This window comes from Aquimarina muelleri DSM 19832 (assembly GCF_000430665.1).
Classification (GTDB): Bacteria; Bacteroidota; Bacteroidia; order Flavobacteriales; family Flavobacteriaceae; genus Aquimarina; species Aquimarina muelleri.
On sequence record NZ_AUML01000028.1, the window covers coordinates 26,669 to 44,765 of the forward strand.

Consider the following 18,097-nt stretch of genomic DNA (forward strand, 5'->3'; position numbering starts at 1 on the left):
AGTTTATCGAAATAAATTTATTTTCGTCTTTAATTTGAATCCAATATGAGACTAGTTACTTTACTTTTATTATTACCTCTTTTTATTACTGGTTGTTATCAACAAGAACGTAACTGTGTTAATTTTCATAAAGGAACTTTTGAGTTTGAAACTTTTCTAAATGGAGAATTAACTAAAACTACTTTTGTTAGAAATGACACTATAGAGATAGATTATTTTAGAAAAAAAAGTGATACGGCTAGTATTAGATGGATTAATGATTGTGAATATATTCTACAAAACCTACATCCAAAAAATATGGCTGAACAAAAAGCTATACACATAAAGATATTGAATACAAACAAAAACACCTATACCTTTGAATACGGACTAGTGGGATCTAGTAATAAACAACGCGGAACCGTAAAAAAAATAAAATGATGTTTTAAAATTTAATCCTCAATAGTTATCTATAAAGTTTTTTAAACTTCAGAAAATCATAGAAAAGAAAATCAAAAAAGATCTTTATAAAAATAAATGTATGCTACTTTAATCCATTTTAACTTATCGAAGATTAATTAGTAACTAAATTATTGAAACATCGGTAATCTCATTTTAACAGCGACACACATTTTTTAGACATTTTTATAAAATAAAAAACAAAACCTATGGTTATTAAAATAGCAGAAGGAAATCTTAAGACAAAATATGGCGAGTATCATGAAGTACTTTTTTATGACGGACAAAAAGAATCTTTTGCATTAATTATGGGAAATGTAAGCGGTGAAGAAGAAGTATTATGTAGAGTTCATTCTTCTTGTATATTTGCACACCACTTTAATAGTATCGAATGTGATTGTAGAGAGCAAATGGAAATTTCACAACAGCTTATACAAAAAGAAGGTAAAGGTGTTATAATTTGGTTAGACCAAGAAGGTAAAGCTAACGGTCATTTTGCACTACTAAAAAGTAAAGAACATAAAAAATTGGGGTTGCCACAATCTGAATCTTATAAAGCCGTAGGTTTTAAAGAAGATGCACGAGATTTTACAAAAGCAGCAGAAATTTTAAAAGAATTAGGTGTTAAGTCTATTAGAATGTTAACTAACAATCCTAAAAAAATAGCTACTCTAACCCAACATGGTGTAAAAGTAGCTTTTGCTATGCCTATAACTATCGATCCTGGAGAAAATACTGAACTTAGAAAAGATCTTGAAGATAAAATAAACGAAGGACACACCTATGATTTAGGTGATTTGTAATAATTTTTATGAGTAAGAATACTGCAATATTAGATAACACCAACTTTATACCTACTACTGCACAAAAAAGAATAGACCTTCTTGATATATTTCGTGGATTCGCTATTTTTGGAATATTTATAGTGAATATAGAAATCATGAATTGCACCTTTATCAATCAAGAGGTGTTTCATAAACAATGGTATTCTAATCTAGATCAATTAGCTATTCGTATACTACAATTATTTTTTTACAGTAAATTCTTTCCTATTTTTTCTTTTCTTTTTGGCCTTGGGATTGCTATGCAGATAACGAGTCGGATAAAAAATAATACTTATTCTATTTATTTTTTTATACGACGAATGATTCTACTATTTATTTTTGGTGTACTGCATATTATTTTTTTATGGTCTGGAGATGTTATACACTTATATGCTATACTGGGAGTATTTAGTATTTTTCTTATAAAAAAATCAAATACAGTCCTTATATGGTCTGTGCTTTTATTACTTCTATTTCCTTTTTACGAACACATCTTTGGATTATTTTTTGAGTGGATCGGATTTTTTCCTTCACAAATGTTAAAAGAATACTCTTCTGAAAATATAACATATACTATTCGGTATGCACCTTATATAAAAGGAATTCAGCTTCGTTTATTAGAGTATATTTCTAATATTCCTGTTTTGTTCTTTTATTTAATGCCTATTGCATTGTCCATGTTTATTCTAGGTATTTATTTTGGAAAAAAAAATTATATAAACTCTATAGAAATTGTAGTAAAAAAGATAAAAAAACCAATACTATGTATAGCTATTTTATCCAACATATATCGTTTGATCTTTTTATTTATTCTTATAGATCACCCTATATATAAAAATGAAATATTTTATCCAATCTTTACTAAATTAATGGTAGTTTCAGATATTTTTATGGGGTTATTTTATTTATGGATTATTGCATGGTTGATACGTTACCCTATATGGAAAAAAATATTTATTCCTTTTACATACGTTGGTAGAATGGCATTAACCAACTATATCTTGCACAGTCTCATTGGTTTATTTATTTTCTCATCTATAGGACTCCAATTATATGAGACTTTAAGTCCTTATGAAACTACTATGCTAGCAATAGCAGTATTTACTTTACAAGTAGTTTTTAGCAAAATTTGGCTTGATTATTTTAACTATGGTCCTTTGGAGTGGATATGGAGATGTTTTTCTTATAAAAAAATATTACCTATTAAAAAAAATAAACCCCTGGCTTAATACCCAATAATAATAAAAATTCAAATATACTTTAGCTTTTGTTCAAAATATGGTGGTACTGTATTATTATAATCATAAAATTATATGCATTTTTGCAAAAATCGAATATATTATTTCTAATTATATCTAAAAATGAGTCTAGAAAGAGAATTAAATAAGCGTAGTGGGTCTGTATGTGAATTATCCGGAGAAACTGAAAATTTAAAAGTATATGAAGTGCCAAAATCCCCAGGAACAGGATTAGATTCGCATATTTTAATTTCTCAAACATGTTTAGATCAAATTGAAGATTCTGAAAAAACAGATCCTAATCACTGGCGTTGTCTTAACGATAGTATGTGGAGTACCGTTCCTGCTGTACAAGTAATGGCATGGAGAATGTTAAACAGATTAAAATCTGAAGGCTGGCCGCAAGATTTGTTAGATATGTTGTATCTGGATGAAGATACTATTGCTTGGGCAAATGCAACTGGAGAGGGTGATGATGAGGAAGATACTGTAAAACATATAGATGCTAATGGTGTTATTTTACAAGCAGGAGATTCTGTTGTTTTGATTAAAGATTTGGATGTAAAAGGAGCCAATTTTACAGCTAAACGCGGTACAGCAGTACGAAATATTTCGCTGGTTCATGATAATCCAGAACATATTGAAGGTCGGGTTAGTGGTCAACATATAGTTATTCTCACAAAGTTTGTAAAGAAAACTTAAATAATAAAAAAGTAGTAGAACCTTAAATCTACACAACTACTTATATATCCAAAACTGTGATACTATTCTATAATAGTATCGCAGTTTTTTTTTATTTAAAAATTTAAGTTCTTTCTCAAAAAAACCTAATTGTTACTATATAATCATAGATTTATAGTATAGTTCGTTATAAAAAGAATCTATTATATAGTTATATTTTAAAATAAGGTTAGTAGTATTTAATATTTTGTTTTAAAAATAGATTAAAACTATTTTATTTATTTTTAAATTTAAAATAGTATATATTTTTATTAAGTCAGATGTTAATTTATTTTAGAGCGAAACATAACGTACTATATAAAATTAACAACTACTAATAAAAAATTGAAGCGTAATATGTATAATATATAACGTATATGTATTATTTATAAACTGAAAAGATTAATTTATAAACGTATTACATATTATTAACAACTAAGTGTATTTAGATAACAAATGATTATATATAATTAGTTTTTTAAATATATTTATCTCATATATAATAATCTGTTACAAGATATAAAGCCAATTTGTATAGTTATAAACAATATTAACTCCTATACTTTAAAAAAATGAAACATGTTAAGACGTACCTATAATTTTAAAGATAGCATACTTCTAGAATGGGGAGATGTAATTATTAGTCACTTAAAATTAGATATAAAGCAATTTGCAGATTTTGATCCAAAGTTTGATACCCAATTTATTACAAACTTGCAACAACAGATAAAACAAGGGTATGAAGAAGGCGGTGATTTATCCAATATGATGGAGTTAAAACAGGATACAAAATTAGTAGAAAATGCTATGAAATCCTGCCTTACCTATTACAAGAGACTAAAATATTGGGTTGTAGAAACTTTTCCTGAGGAGGATGCAATACAAAAGCACTTTGGTGTAGGAATGCTTAAAAACATTCGTAACAGCCAGCCTAAAATGATGCAGTATATCGAAGGTCTTGAAGAAACAATAGAAGAATATCGGTCTGAAATGATAGCCGCAGGAACTCCTATAGAGTTACTAAACCAATCTTCTATCTTATCCAATACGTTACGTATAGCTAACAAAAATCAAGAACAAAAAAAAGGAAAGCGTGCTGTAGCTACTGCAAAACGTATAGAAACACTTAACGAGCTGTATAAACTGTTGCAAAAAGTAAATACTGTTGCAAATTATGTTTTTGAAGAACAACCTGCAAAACGAAAACTGTATCGCACTCCAACTAAAAATGAAAAAACTGTGACAGAATAATATACTCTACTATAATAGATTAAAAAACAAATTTAATTTCCATATGCACGATTTCAACATTAAAGTGATATAAGAAAATAAAGTCATCTTAGTTTCTTTTAAGAAAAAAATCAAACTTCATAGACCTATTAAGTCTACCTTCGGTAAAAAATAATGTCGATAGAGCGAAGAGTGGGATTAGTAGAAGACCTTTTTAATAAATTAGAACAAGAAAGCGCTCGATTTGAAAAATCATCAGGGATTAGCTGTGTAGCTGGTTGTGGAAAATGCTGTACCAATCCAGAAATAGAAGCTTCTCCTTTAGAGTTCTTACCTTGGGCGTTTCATTTGTTTTTAAATGGAAAAGCAGAAAAAACCCACACTTTACTTAATAAAACACAAGCCTCTACCTGTTTTATTTACAAGCCATTATCTATAATTAATCAGGGACGTTGTAGTAGTTATAAATACCGGGGTTTAATTTGTCGACTGTTTGGATTTGCAGCCAATACAGATAAATATGGAAATTTGAGATTGGCTACTTGTAAAATTATCAAAGAAGGTCAGACTGATAACTATAATTCTGTTGCTGAAGCAATTACTAAAGGGTTGTATGTCCCCGTATTTACAGAATATTATATGCGATTAAATCAAATAGATTTTCACTTAGGAAACATAATAATACCTGTAAACAAAGCTCTTAAAATGGCTTTAGAAGAAGTTTTACAGTATTATGCATACAGACCTTTTCCTGATTTAGAAAAAAAATGTGGTTAAATCTAATATGCTTTTTACATTGTGTAACAAGCTATTACGTATATAATTAATTACTTCTGAATTTCTTCGTTGAAGAGAATTCAGAAGTAATATTATTTTAACTTTATAAGTCGACAATAAAGAGAATGACCGTTAAATTATAAAAACATCATTCTAAACATTATTTTAAGTTTATTGGATATCACCACTTATCTTAAAATAAACTTGCTTGCTCTCCATTTTCTGTATTATCGTCATCATTATTAGATGACAACTTTTTTGATTCTTGATTATCAGCAATTTCAGAAGAAACATTTTCTTCTTCTATTACTTCTATATCTTCGGTAGGAATAGATTCTGGTTCTTCAAACGGCAAAGGGTCTAATAGGTTAATTTGTTTTACCATATGAGTTGTAAGTTGATTTCCTAAAGCTTTAATTCCTTTAATAGAAATAAATTCTTCTAAGTTTACTTCTTCATTTGGTCTTTGGTCTTTGCCTCTTATCTTAGTAAACACAATTTCTGCAATTGGTCTGTAATCTATAGAAACAACTTCTAAATACGATTTTAAATGCTCTGTAATAAAAATTTCTTCTCGTTCTGTATTTTCGATTAAAAATCGTTTTACATAATATTTTTCTTTTTCTCCATCCCAATAAATAGCAGATATTGGTTTTTGAGGTTTCCATTTTTCAAGAACGATCATATCGGAGCTAAAATGTAGTGTCATTTCTGGTGTTACAGTCTTTGCTATTCCTTTTTGGGTAATTATTAAAAGTCTATCTTCTCCTTTAAATTCTCCTAATAATTCTCCTCTTCCATCTACATTAAGGCGTCGAACAGATTCATCAAACCAAATTTTACGAGGTTTTAGAGTAGAGACTCCTTGTTCTTTTAATTCTACTCGTTTGATATTATATTTGGTGACTATATTTCCTTTTACTCCTCTTCCTTTAATTAATAAATCTGCAAAGTCAAGATCAAATTTTAATTTTTTAATACTTCCTGCTTGGCGTAATAAAATAGTTATCACTTCGGCTTCTCCATTTGGATTAGCTGAGAAGTATACTATTTTAGAAGATTTTTTGCCTTGTGCCAGATCATATTCTTTATCTCTGGTTACTCCTGTAACGGCAAATCGTTTTACATAGGATGCTCCTCCTTTGCCGTCTTGATAAATCATATTATAAATAGTACGTTTATCTTTCTTTTTAAAGACTGCTACATGAATAATATCTTTGCCTATAAAAGTTTTTGCATCAACTTTTGTTATCATCAACTTAGCGTCTGCCGTAAAACAGATAATATCATCAATATCTGAGCAATCATCTACATACTCATCTTTACGAAGCGAAGTTCCTATAAATCCTTCTTCTCGATTTACATACAATTTAGTATTACGAATTACTACTTTGGTGGCTTCGATATCATCAAAAATCTTGATTTCGGTTTTACGTTCTTTTCCTTTACCGTAGGTAGTTTTTAGTCTTTTAAAGTAATCTATAGCAAACTCTATAAGATGTTCTAAATGGTGTCTTACCTTTGCTATATCTTCTTCGAGAGCATCAATTTTTTGTTGTGCTTTATCTATATCAAATTTCGAAATACGTTTAATTCGTATTTCTGTTAATCGCACAATATCTTCTTCTGTAACTGCTCTTTTAAGGTGTTTTATATGTGGTTTTAATCCTTTATCAATTGCTTCTATTACTCCTTCCCAGGTTTCTACTTCTTCAATATCTCGATAAATACGATTTTCGATAAATATCCTTTCTAAGGATGCATAATGCCATTGCTCTTGTAACTCCTCTAACTGAATTTCCAGTTCTCTTTTTAATAGTTCTACAGTATTATCTGTAGATCGGCGTAACATTTCTGAAACTCCTATAAAGTTTGGCTTATTATCTTCGATAACACAGCCTAATGGAGAGATCGAGACTTCGCAATTCGTAAAAGCATATAAGGCGTCAATTGTTTTATCTGGAGAAATTCCTGCAGGAAGATGTATTAATATTTCTACTTCTGCAGCTGTATTATCCTCGATTTTTTTGATTTTTATCTTCCCTTTTTCATTTGCTTTAAGAACAGAATCGATTAAAGTTGTAGTTGTAGTAGAAAACGGTATCTCATTAATAACTAATGTATTTTTATCTAATTGCGATATTTCTGCTCGCACTCTAACTTTACCTCCTCTTTGTCCATCATTATAGTTTGTAAAATCGGCTATCCCCGAAGTTGGAAAATCGGGTAGTATAGTAAATCGTTTTCCTTGTAAATGTTTAATCGATGCATCGATTAACTCTATAAAATTATGTGGTAAAATCTTTGTGCTTAATCCTACTGCTATACCCTCTGCCCCCTGGGCTAATAATAATGGAAATTTAACTGGTAAATTAATAGGTTCTTTTTTACGCCCATCATAAGATAATTGCCATTCTGTAACTTTAGGATTATATACTACATCTAATGCAAATTTAGATAAACGAGCTTCAATATATCGAGATGCTGCTGCTCTATCCCCTGTAAGGATATTACCCCAGTTACCTTGCATATCGATTAATAATTCTTTTTGTCCAACCTGTACCATGGCATCTGCAATACTAGCGTCTCCATGCGGATGATATTGCATTGTATGCCCAACAATATTGGCTACTTTATTGTATCTACCGTCATCTAAATCTTTCATTGAATGAAGAATACGACGTTGTACTGGTTTTAATCCATCTTCTATTGCAGGTACTGCACGCTCAAGGATTACATAGGATGCATAATCCAGGAACCAGTCTTTATACATTCCTGTTACCTTTGTAATCACCTCTTGCGGTTGGTGAGCCTCTGGTATAGAATCGTGATGTAGTTCTTCGTTTTTATTTTCTTCTGACATGTAATTCTGCTATAATTTGCATTAAAAATTAGGCATAAATCTCTGGTTATCTTCTTTTTTTAGCGTGTCTCCTTCTTTATTTTTTTTAAAATCAGGAGTATTGTTTATATCGTCTTTTGCTGTTGTATTAGGTAGTGTTTTTTTAGTATCTGAATACCGAAATGAATTAAAGCTTGCACGCTGCATCTCTGGTGTTATTCGTTTTGAAAGATGAGGATGTGTAGATAGTTTTTCGGAAAGCCAAACCCAAAAACTATCGGTAACCTCAAGTTGTTTTGCATACACTCTTGTATCCATTTTTGTATAGAGTCTTTTTCCTGAAGCTAATAATTTAATTCCATCAATAGCACCTTTAGGGCTTAATTCATAACCTACTCTATCACATGTATATTCGCATGCCCTAGAATATGCCAAATGTAAAAACGGAATAATCAGAGATGGAAATACATACATCTTTTTGTATACATGATTTCTTTTTACATGGCAAAGTTCATGCGCAATAATAAATTCTACGATATCTTTTCTTCCATCCATTATAACTTCATAGAGATCACTATATATGATCAAATAATTGGCTCCAACAAATTTTGTAGCCATGGCGTTAAGCAGTCCTCCGGACTCTACAATATAAACTTCTGGCACTTTTTTAATAGATAATATTTTACATTGTTCTATTACTATAGTATATAAATCAGGAAATTGATCTTTATTTACATGTACTCCACTTCCTTTAATATATCCAATAAAAAGACCTGTACTAAGAAAAACAAAAAGTCCTATAAGTAACATATAAGGCAAAAAAAGAATACCTGGAATACAAAGCAAAACGCTGGTTATAATCATTAAATTATAATATAGTTTCTCTTTTTTATGTATTTCTATTTTCTTCATAGTATATTCCTACAATTCTAATGTTTTAGTTAGATTTCTTCTTCAATAGTATCTAATTCTACTTTTAGATTGTCTATAATAAATTCTTGTCGATCTGGTGTGTTTTTTCCCATATAAAATGACAGTAGATCTTCTATAGATCTTTCTTTATCCAACATTACAGGATCCAACCGTATATTATCTCCAATAAAGTGAACAAATTCATCTGGTGATATTTCTCCCAATCCTTTAAATCGTGTTATTTCGGGTTTACCTGTTAGTTTGGTTATAGCATTTCTTCTTTCTTGCTCAGAATAGCAATAAATGGTTTCTTTTTTATTACGTACTCTAAATAAAGGGGTTTGTAATATGTATAAATGTCCTTCTTTTATTACTTCAGGAAAAAATTGTAGAAAGAAGGTAATTAGTAATAATCGTATGTGCATACCATCGACATCGGCATCTGTTGCTATTACTATATTATTATATCTTAAATCTTCTAACGATTCTTCGATATTTAGTGCTGCTTGTAAAAGATTAAATTCTTCATTTTCATACACAATTTTTTTACTCATATTATAGCAATTAAGAGGTTTTCCTCTTAAGCTAAAAACGGCTTGTGTATTTACATCTCTGGATTTGGTTATAGAACCACTTGCAGAATCTCCCTCGGTAATGAATAAAGTACTCTCTAAATTTCGTTCGTTTTTACTATCGGTAAGATGCACTCGACAGTCTCTTAATTTTTTATTATGTAAACTTGCTTTTTTAGCTCTGTCTTTTGCTAATTTCCGAATCCCTGAAAGGTCTTTACGCTCTCGCTCTGCCTGCAAAATTTTACGTTGCAGGTTTTCTGCTGTTTGTGGATTTTTATGTAAAAAATTATCTAATTTGGTTTTAAGAAAATCATTAATATAGGTACGTACTGTAGGTAATTTCTCTCCCATTTCTGTAGATCCCAGTTTCGTTTTGGTCTGACTTTCAAAAACAGGCTCCATTACTTTAATACTTATAGCAGAAACAATCGATTTACGAATATCACTAGCTTCATAGTTTTTGCCATAATACTCTCGTATTGTTTTTACTACTGCTTCTCTAAAAGCTGCAAGATGAGTACCTCCTTGTGTGGTGTGTTGTCCATTTACAAAAGAGTGATACTCCTCACTATATTGTGTTTTACTATGTGTTATGGCTACTTCTATATCCTCTCCCTTAAGATGAATAATATCATACAGTCTATCCTCTTCATTTATAGTATCGGATAGTAAATCTTTTAATCCATTTTCAGAAAAATACTTTTCTCCATTAAAAATAATGGTTAAGCCAGGATTAAGGTATACATAGTTTTTAAGCATCTTTGCTACATACTCTGTACGATACTTATAATTTTTAAAAATAGTATTATCTGGCACAAAAGACACCTTGGTTCCTCTTCTTCTCGAGGTTTCGTCTAATATATCCTGATTGGTTAGGTTTCCTTTTTCGAACTCTGCAGAAGCCGATTTGCCATCTCGTGTAGACTCTACTCTAAAAAATGATGACAATGCATTAACTGCCTTGGTACCAACTCCATTAAGTCCTACTGATTTTTTAAACGCTTTAGAGTCGTATTTTCCTCCGGTATTCATTTTAGACACTACATCCACAACTTTACCAAGTGGTATACCACGACCATAATCCCGAACAATAACTTTGTCTCCTTGTATAGAAATCTCAATGGTTTTACCGCCTCCCATTACAAATTCATCGATAGAATTATCGAGTACTTCTTTTACTAAAATATAGATTCCATCATCTGCAGAAGATCCGTCCCCTAGTTTCCCGATATACATTCCGGGGCGCATACGGATGTGTTCTTTCCAATCGAGGGATCGTATATTATCTTCGGTATATTTGGTTTCTTCGCTCATAAAATTTTGGGTAGTATGCTGGCTAATATAATATATCACACACAAATTAAAAACAGCCAACCAACAAAGTAATTAACAAATCTATACTAAATTTTGTTGACTATTTGATATGCAGCGAATTGGTCATTTTAATCCGTATCTTTTTAAGAAAAAACAGATTTCAATGTGTTTTTTTAAAACTGGTATAAAAAATATTTTTTCTTTTGAAGTTATTATAGGCAACAGGGAAGTTATAATCAATATGTTAAAACATACTATTGTATAATCCGAAAATCCCTCTTTAAAATTGGTAATTAGATCAAACCTAGCGAATATGTTTGTGCTTATGGATATGTTAAAAAAATAAGAGTTCGCTTTTGAAACGAACTCTTATTTTTTAAATCTTTAAAATCTTATTAAAGGTTTATTAATCCAAGATTATTGATTAATTGATTAATTTATTATAATCATTTTATAGAACTAGCCTTTTAACCATGCTTTTCTAAGAGCTTCGCCTTCTTTTGTTGGATTTTTGGTTATTGCAAGCTTTTTTCCTTTGGTAAAAGACTTAGTTACCTTCGTTTTAATAATTATTTCTTCTCCTGCCCTACCTAATTTAACTTCGATATCATCTCCTTCTTGCCACTGAAATGTAGAGCCCAGTATATTATTGGCGTTTTGTAGTGTTAGTTTTGTACCATTTACTTCTATAATATCGTCGTTAGGTTTAGCGCCATTTTCTGCCCAAAAGCTATTATCTTCAACTAATTCTGTAAAAAATATAGTCTCTTTTTCTTGATTACCTGCTACAATTAAAGCTCCTGAATTTTGAATATAATTGGTTTCTACTTTTTCTATAATTACCTCGAGATCGGCTTTCTTAAAAAATCCTTCGTAATGGATTGGTGTCTTGCCTATGACGTGTGTTTTTAAAAACTCCCCAATAGATGGATATGTCATTGCTGTAATTTCTTCTATAATTTTATCATCTTCAAAAGGTTTATTTTTACCATATTTTAAAGACAATTCTTTCATTAAAGATAAAATTCCACGATTACCATTACTTTCCTGGCGCATCAAAATATCGATACACATACCTATCAATGCGCCTTTTTCATATACATTAATATAATTAGACGCATACGGTTGTTCTAATATATTTTCACTCATTTCTGTAAAGCTCATTGTATCATCAAAACCACTAGCTCCTTGAATTTTATCCATTATTTTATCATAAAACTCCTGCTCTTCTACTAATCCTTGATTTACTTGAAATAAAGTAGCAAAATACTCTGTCACTCCTTCATACATCCATAAGTGTTTAGAAAATGTTGGATTATTGTAATCAAAATAATGTACATCTTCAGAATGTACACTAAGTGGTGTTACAATATGAAAAAACTCATGCGATACTACATCTATCATTGCAGACGCCAAAGCTTCATCTGGCATTTGTTCTGGTAGTACAACAACTGTAGATGTATGGTGTTCTAATGCTCCAAATCCCATAGGTGCGTCTTCATCACCAGATGCTAAATATAAATATATATCATATCTGGGTGTACTGTTAATATCCCCAAGGTATGCTTTTTGTGCTTTCATCATTTTAAATACCGTTTCTTTTATTTTAGCCGCGGTATGCACTTTATTTGGAGAGTAAATACTTAATACAATTTTAATATCTCCTACCATAAACTCCTCAACATCTAAATCTCCATACATCATTGGATTATCTGTAATTTCAAAATATCGTGCTGCCAGATATTTATCTATTGTAACAGTCCCATCAGTACTGGTATCAGATCCTAATTTTTGTAACGCAGAAGTTCTTTTCATGCTTGTAGGGGCTTTTACCTCTAAAGCATACTGGCTATTTTTTAATACATCAAAATAACCAATAAATCCATGAAGATTTAATACGTAATTCTCTGGTTCTATGTTAGTTCCTGATGGAGAAAAAGGGGTTCCTATGTCTGTATTTTCTATATCATAGGTGTCATTTACAAAATAACTTATCTTATCTAATTGTTTTGCATTAGGAATAGCCCATATATTGGTGTCTTCTTTAATGGTTTTAAGCTCTTTACCTTCATAATCAAAAGCTTTAAAATCATCAATAAATTTCCCAAAATCACTAACTGCATAAGTACCCTGCACGACTTTTGGAATATAATATTTTACTGTGTCCTGAACAAATCGTCCTGGATTGATAAGTACTGGTACCTTATCTTCTTTTACTTGGGTTAAATCTATAGCAGTTACTATTGGTAAGCTCGTTGCTATGTCATTTGTAGGATTCTTGGTTCCACAACCAATTAATAATACACCAATTGAAATCTTGGCAAATGTTTTCTTCATTTTATAAAATTAACTGTTTACTATTATCTAGAACTGTAAAAAAAGTCTAGTGTTTCGAGTTTAATTGTGCAAAATATACAATTTGTGCAGACTTTAGCTTATTTTTAGCACTTTTTATAATAAAACCATGCACTTTGGATGTAATAATAGACAGGCATCGATTACGATTTTCTAAAGATTTCGCTTTACTTAATCCAGATAATACGACTATAATTTTCCTACATGACTCTTTGGGATGTATTGAATTATGGAAAAATTTTCCTGAACAAATAACATCTCAAACAGGTTATAACACCATAGCATATGATAGACAAGGGTATGGAAAATCGGATCCTTTTACTATAAAAGAAAGAGAACTTGATTATTTAGAAAAAGAAGCGCTCGTTTTAGGTAAAATACTAGATATAATCCCATCTAAGGATATTATACTATTTGGACATAGTGATGGCGGTAGTATTGCTTTATTAACAGCGGCTTTGTTTCCAGAAAAAATAATAGGTATTATAACAGAAGGAGCACACGTATTTGTAGAGCAAGAAACTCTTAATGGGATTAAAGCTGCTAAACTAGCTTATCATAAAACATCTTTAAAAGAAAAATTAAGCAAATATCATGAAGATAAAACGGATGCTGTTTTTAGGTTGTGGACAGAAACCTGGCTTTCTGAAAAGTATAAACTTTGGAATATTGAACAGTATTTACCAAAAATAAAATGTCCCTCACTAATAATTCAAGGAGAACAAGATGAATATGGTACAATTGATCAAGTACACTCTATCATAAAAAACACATCTGGCAAATCTACTTCTGTTATAATACCAAAAATCGGACATACTCCTCATAGAGAAAACACAAATATTGTTATTAAAAATGTTGTTTCCTTTATTAATAGTTTAAAACAAGATAAACAACATTATTAATGTATTAAGTGTTTGGCTATTATATTTTTTAGATCATTCTTATTTAATGGTTTATTAATGATATCATTCATCCCTATTTTTAAACACTCTTCTTCTACTTCACTTAACTCTGATGCAGTAAGGGCTATAATAGGAGTAGTTTGATCAAACTCTCTAATACGTTTAGTCGCCTCTGTTCCATTAAGGTATGGCATATTAAGATCCATTAAAATAAGATCAAAATCTTCTTTTTGCACCATTTGCAAAGCATTAAAACCGTTTTCGACTATAATACAATCGTATCCTATAATGTTTAAAAAGTTTTTTGTGACGATTTGGTTTATCTTATTATCCTCTGCTACTAATATTCTTCTATAAATATTACTTATAGTATTATTATGTGTATCTAAATCTTGTTCTTCTTTAATCTTAATTATTTCTAATTTTAAATCAAAATAAAAACGGGTACCTCGACCTTCTTTACTATCTAAATGAATTTGACTACCCATCATTTCAAGAAGGTTTTTTACAATAGATAATCCTAGCCCTGTCCCCTCAGATTTATTAAATTCTCTGCCTACTTGAGAAAATTTTTCAAATACAAATTCTCTTTTATCTTCTGGGATACCTACTCCATTGTCTTCTACTTCATATCGAATAGTTATATAAGCTTTTTCTAAAGAGATTATTTTAATTCTAAGCCAAATTTTACCATTCTCGGTAAATTTGGAAGAATTCCCTATTAAATTGATTAAAATTTCAGATATTTTAAGAGAATCAACCTGCAAAACATCTGGTAATTCTTGCGGTATTTCAAGGATTAGTTCATTATTTTTATTTTTTGCTTGATACTCAAAAGAGTGAAGTAAATTTTGAGAAAGTTTAAAAAGATTTGTTGGAGTTTTTGTTAATTTTTCGTTATTAGACTCTATCTTACTTATTTTAAGAACTTTATTTATTAAATCTAACAAATAATCCCCAGAAAACTTTAAGGATCTCAATAATTTTTTATGCTTTAAAGCAATATCATTTTCTTCTAATAATAAGGTCGTAATACCAACAACGCCATACAAAGGGGTTCTTAATTCATGGCTTACAGTAGAAATAAATTGAGATTTTGTATTGGTAAGTTTTTCCGCTTCTATTTTTGCTTCAATTAATTTTTGATTTTCCTTCTTTAGATTATCATTACTTTTTTTCTCTGATTTATATTTTCTAAACACGAAAAACAAGATCCCTAAAAATAGAATAGACCCCACAAAAAAAATAGTAATAATCAAATCCTTTCTAGCTATTTCTTCTATATACTTTTGATTATCAGTAACTATTTTTTGTTTTTTCTGTATATTTTGATTGGTATTTATTTCTAATTTTTCTTCGCTATTTTTTTGTAGTAATGATAGTTCATTAGCGACATAATTTATTTGTCCATATCCAATAAAAACGATACAACATAAAAATATCATTATTTTTAAACGCCTTTTACTCATAAATCCTCGTAGTCTAATTATTATGCTACTTCTTTTAAGTATAGTGCATGGATGTTTTATAGAAACAAACACTTACAAATTTAGGTTGTTAAATTAATAAAAAAATAGTAACCTCCTTTATAAATGATATAGTTACTTCTTATACTTTAATAATCTATTTCTAGATCGTTTTGTTTTTATTAGAAACTACATATACTCCCAAGATGACAACTACGGCTCCTGAAATCTGAATATAGGATAGGTTTTCTCCTAAAAAAAAGTGTGCAAGAACAATGGTAGATACCGGTCCCAAACTTGCTATAATCGAAAAATCAGAAGCTCCTAATTTGGCTATAGCTGCTGAAATTAAATAAGATGGAATAATTGTTGAAAAAATAGCCATTATAATACAAATAATATATAGTTCTAACGGATAACTCATTATATCTTGCCTATCAAACATTATATATTGAATTATAATACACATAGAAGATACGATCATTGCATAGGAGGTAAAAGTTACGACTCCAAATTTTGGAATTAGCCATCCACTACCAACTAAATAAATAGCATAAGTCAAGGCACTTAAAAAAATAAGAGATACTCCTAAAACGATATTAGTATTTTCTAGCTGTATTTCTCCCCAAAAGGTAACTATCACGCCTATATATGTGATTAAAATAGCAAATAACTGTTTATTTGTTATTGATTTTTTAAAAAACAGCCATGAAATAATAATGACTAATGTTGGATAAACAAAAAGAATTATTCGTTCTAAGCCTGCTTTTATATACTGCAAACCTAAAAAATCAAAATAACTAGCCAAATAGTACCCTACAAATCCAAAAAACAAAATCCAGACATAATCTATTTTTCTAATTTTTTCTTTCTGTAATGGTTTTTTGTATGTAGCAAAAACTAAGTATATAGGTAGGGAGAAAAGCATTCTAAATAATAATAAATGCTCTGAACTTATGTTATATTTATATGCTAATTTGACTAATACTGCTTTTGCAGAAAATAAGATGATACCAATAATAGCTAAAATAATTCCTTGGGATGATAACTGGGTGTTTTGCATTTATCAAAAATAATCGTACTTGTTTTTAATACCTGTTTTTAAAAGTTACTATTACGATACCCAATAAAAAAACCTTTCTAGATTTATCAGAAAGGTTTTTAAAATCAAAATATTTTTTTTTTAAACATTAAATAAGAAATGCATAACATCTCCGTCATTTACTATATATGTTTTACCTTCTACTCCTAATTTACCAGCTTCTCTAGCTTTAGATTCACTTCCATACTTTACAAAATCCTCATATTTTACTACTTCAGCACGAATAAAACCTTTTTCAAAATCGGTATGTATTACTCCTGCCGCTTGTGGCGCAGTGGATCCAACGTTTATAGTCCATGCTCTAACCTCTTTAACTCCAGCAGTAAAATAAGTTTGTTGGTTTAATAATTTATATGCTGCTCTAATTAAAACAGAAGCACCTGCTTCTTCCAAGCCAATATCTTCTAAAAATATTTTTCTTTCTTCATAATCATCCAATTCTGTAATATCTGCTTCTGTGCCCACTGCCAAAACAATTACTTCTGCATTTTCTGACGCAACTGTAGTTTTAACTTTATCTACATAATCATTACCAGAAACAGCTGCACCTTCATCTACATTACAAACGTATAGCACTGGTTTATCGGTAATAAATTGTCCTGGTATAACATAGGCAACACGATCATCATCAGAGATACTCAATGCTCTAATCGAAACTCCAGCTTCTAATCCTTTTTTTAACTGTAATAAAATGGATTCCTCTTTTTGAGCATCTTTATTACCTGTTTTAGCTGCACGCTTTACCTTTTCTAATTTTTTATCTACACTCTCCAGATCCTTAAGTTGCAACTCGATATCGATAGTTTCTTTATCTCTAATAGGATCTACAGAACCATCGACATGAACAATGTTGTCGTTATCAAAACAACGTAAAACATGTATTATAGCATCTGTTTCTCTAATATTACCTAAAAATTGATTTCCTAATCCTTCTCCTTTACTTGCTCCTTTTACTAAACCTGCAATATCCACTATTTCTACTGTAGCAGGAATTACTCGTTCTGGATTTACTAGCTCTTCTAATTTTTCTAGTCTCGAATCTGGCACATTAACCACTCCTATATTAGGTTCTATAGTACAAAAAGGAAAGTTAGCACTTTGCGCTTTGGCATTAGATAAACAATTAAATAATGTTGATTTTCCAACATTTGGTAATCCTACGATTCCTGCTTTCATGATACACAAATTAATAAGGTTTGGGATATTCTAAAGATTCTGTTCCCAATTTTAAAAATGCAAAGATAATGGTATTCTTACATAGTATACAAATACAGTTTGATCTGTTTATCATTTTTGTTTTTTGTTTCTTATAAATAGTGAAGTAAATAATAGTAGACTATTACAATTATAAAAGTTTTTTTGATATCTCACTAAACAAATTGAATGTTATCATTTATATTTT

14 protein-coding genes are annotated in these 18,097 nt (G+C 29.8%); 7 read left to right on the forward strand and 7 right to left on the reverse strand.

The window, feature by feature from the left end:
- The first annotated feature begins 45 nt into the window (after positions 1-45).
- The 6 genes from H527_RS0112130 to H527_RS0112155 all read left to right on the forward strand — a co-directional run bounded on the left by H527_RS0112130 (position 46) and on the right by H527_RS0112155 (position 5,227).
- Positions 46-420: a hypothetical protein gene (locus H527_RS0112130; protein ID WP_027412965.1), complete on the forward strand. Its 375-nt coding sequence runs from the start codon at positions 46-48 to the stop codon at positions 418-420.
- A gap of 227 nt (positions 421-647) precedes the next feature.
- Positions 648-1,241, forward strand: a complete 594-nt coding sequence (locus H527_RS22010; RefSeq protein WP_081414603.1) for a GTP cyclohydrolase II — start codon at positions 648-650, stop codon at positions 1,239-1,241.
- 8 nt (positions 1,242-1,249) lie between these two features.
- The gene (locus H527_RS0112140; protein ID WP_051316745.1) at positions 1,250-2,491 is read left to right on the forward strand and encodes a DUF418 domain-containing protein; all 1,242 of its coding nucleotides are present in this window, start codon (positions 1,250-1,252) and stop codon (positions 2,489-2,491) included.
- Between the two features lie 132 nt (positions 2,492-2,623).
- Positions 2,624-3,202 (forward strand): PhnA domain-containing protein, encoded by a 579-nt coding sequence (locus tag H527_RS0112145; RefSeq protein WP_027412967.1) that lies wholly within the window; start codon positions 2,624-2,626, stop codon positions 3,200-3,202.
- Between the two features lie 597 nt (positions 3,203-3,799).
- Complete coding sequence (locus tag H527_RS0112150; protein ID WP_027412968.1) at positions 3,800-4,471, forward strand: hypothetical protein; 672 nt, start codon at positions 3,800-3,802, stop codon at positions 4,469-4,471.
- A gap of 153 nt (positions 4,472-4,624) precedes the next feature.
- A complete protein-coding gene (locus H527_RS0112155; RefSeq protein ID WP_027412969.1) occupies positions 4,625-5,227 on the forward strand; it encodes a YkgJ family cysteine cluster protein in 603 nt (200 codons plus the stop codon).
- A gap of 193 nt (positions 5,228-5,420) precedes the next feature.
- Here H527_RS0112155 and H527_RS0112160 read toward each other — a convergent pair whose 3' ends face one another.
- The 4 genes from H527_RS0112160 to H527_RS0112175 form a co-directional block, all read right to left on the reverse strand.
- Positions 5,421-8,090: a DNA gyrase/topoisomerase IV subunit A gene (locus H527_RS0112160; protein ID WP_027412970.1), complete on the reverse strand. Its 2,670-nt coding sequence runs from the start codon at positions 8,088-8,090 to the stop codon at positions 5,421-5,423.
- A gap of 21 nt (positions 8,091-8,111) precedes the next feature.
- Entirely contained in the window at positions 8,112-8,981 is an 870-nt protein-coding gene (locus tag H527_RS22015) for a M48 family metallopeptidase (protein ID WP_051316746.1), read from the reverse strand.
- Between the two features lie 29 nt (positions 8,982-9,010).
- Positions 9,011-10,870: a DNA topoisomerase IV subunit B gene (locus H527_RS0112170; protein WP_027412971.1), complete on the reverse strand. Its 1,860-nt coding sequence runs from the start codon at positions 10,868-10,870 to the stop codon at positions 9,011-9,013.
- 459 nt (positions 10,871-11,329) lie between these two features.
- On the reverse strand, positions 11,330-13,207 hold the full coding sequence (locus H527_RS0112175) for a M61 family metallopeptidase (RefSeq protein WP_027412972.1): 1,878 nt from the start codon (positions 13,205-13,207) through the stop codon (positions 11,330-11,332).
- A 134-nt stretch (positions 13,208-13,341) separates the two neighbouring features.
- Here H527_RS0112175 and H527_RS22020 point away from each other — a divergent pair, with 134 nt between their 5' ends.
- The gene (locus tag H527_RS22020; RefSeq protein ID WP_051316747.1) at positions 13,342-14,127 is read left to right on the forward strand and encodes an alpha/beta fold hydrolase; all 786 of its coding nucleotides are present in this window, start codon (positions 13,342-13,344) and stop codon (positions 14,125-14,127) included.
- Here H527_RS22020 and H527_RS22025 read toward each other — a convergent pair.
- From H527_RS22025 to ychF, 3 genes are all read right to left on the reverse strand, one after another.
- Entirely contained in the window at positions 14,124-15,596 is a 1,473-nt protein-coding gene (locus H527_RS22025; RefSeq protein ID WP_081414604.1) for a response regulator, read from the reverse strand. The genes H527_RS22020 and H527_RS22025 overlap by 4 nt on opposite strands.
- Positions 15,597-15,756: 160 nt before the next feature.
- Positions 15,757-16,656, reverse strand: a complete 900-nt coding sequence (locus H527_RS0112190) for a DMT family transporter (RefSeq protein ID WP_027412973.1) — start codon at positions 16,654-16,656, stop codon at positions 15,757-15,759.
- Positions 16,657-16,776: 120 nt separating this feature from the next.
- Positions 16,777-17,871: a redox-regulated ATPase YchF gene (gene ychF / locus H527_RS0112195; protein WP_027412974.1), complete on the reverse strand. Its 1,095-nt coding sequence runs from the start codon at positions 17,869-17,871 to the stop codon at positions 16,777-16,779.
- Positions 17,872-18,097 lie beyond the last annotated feature (226 nt).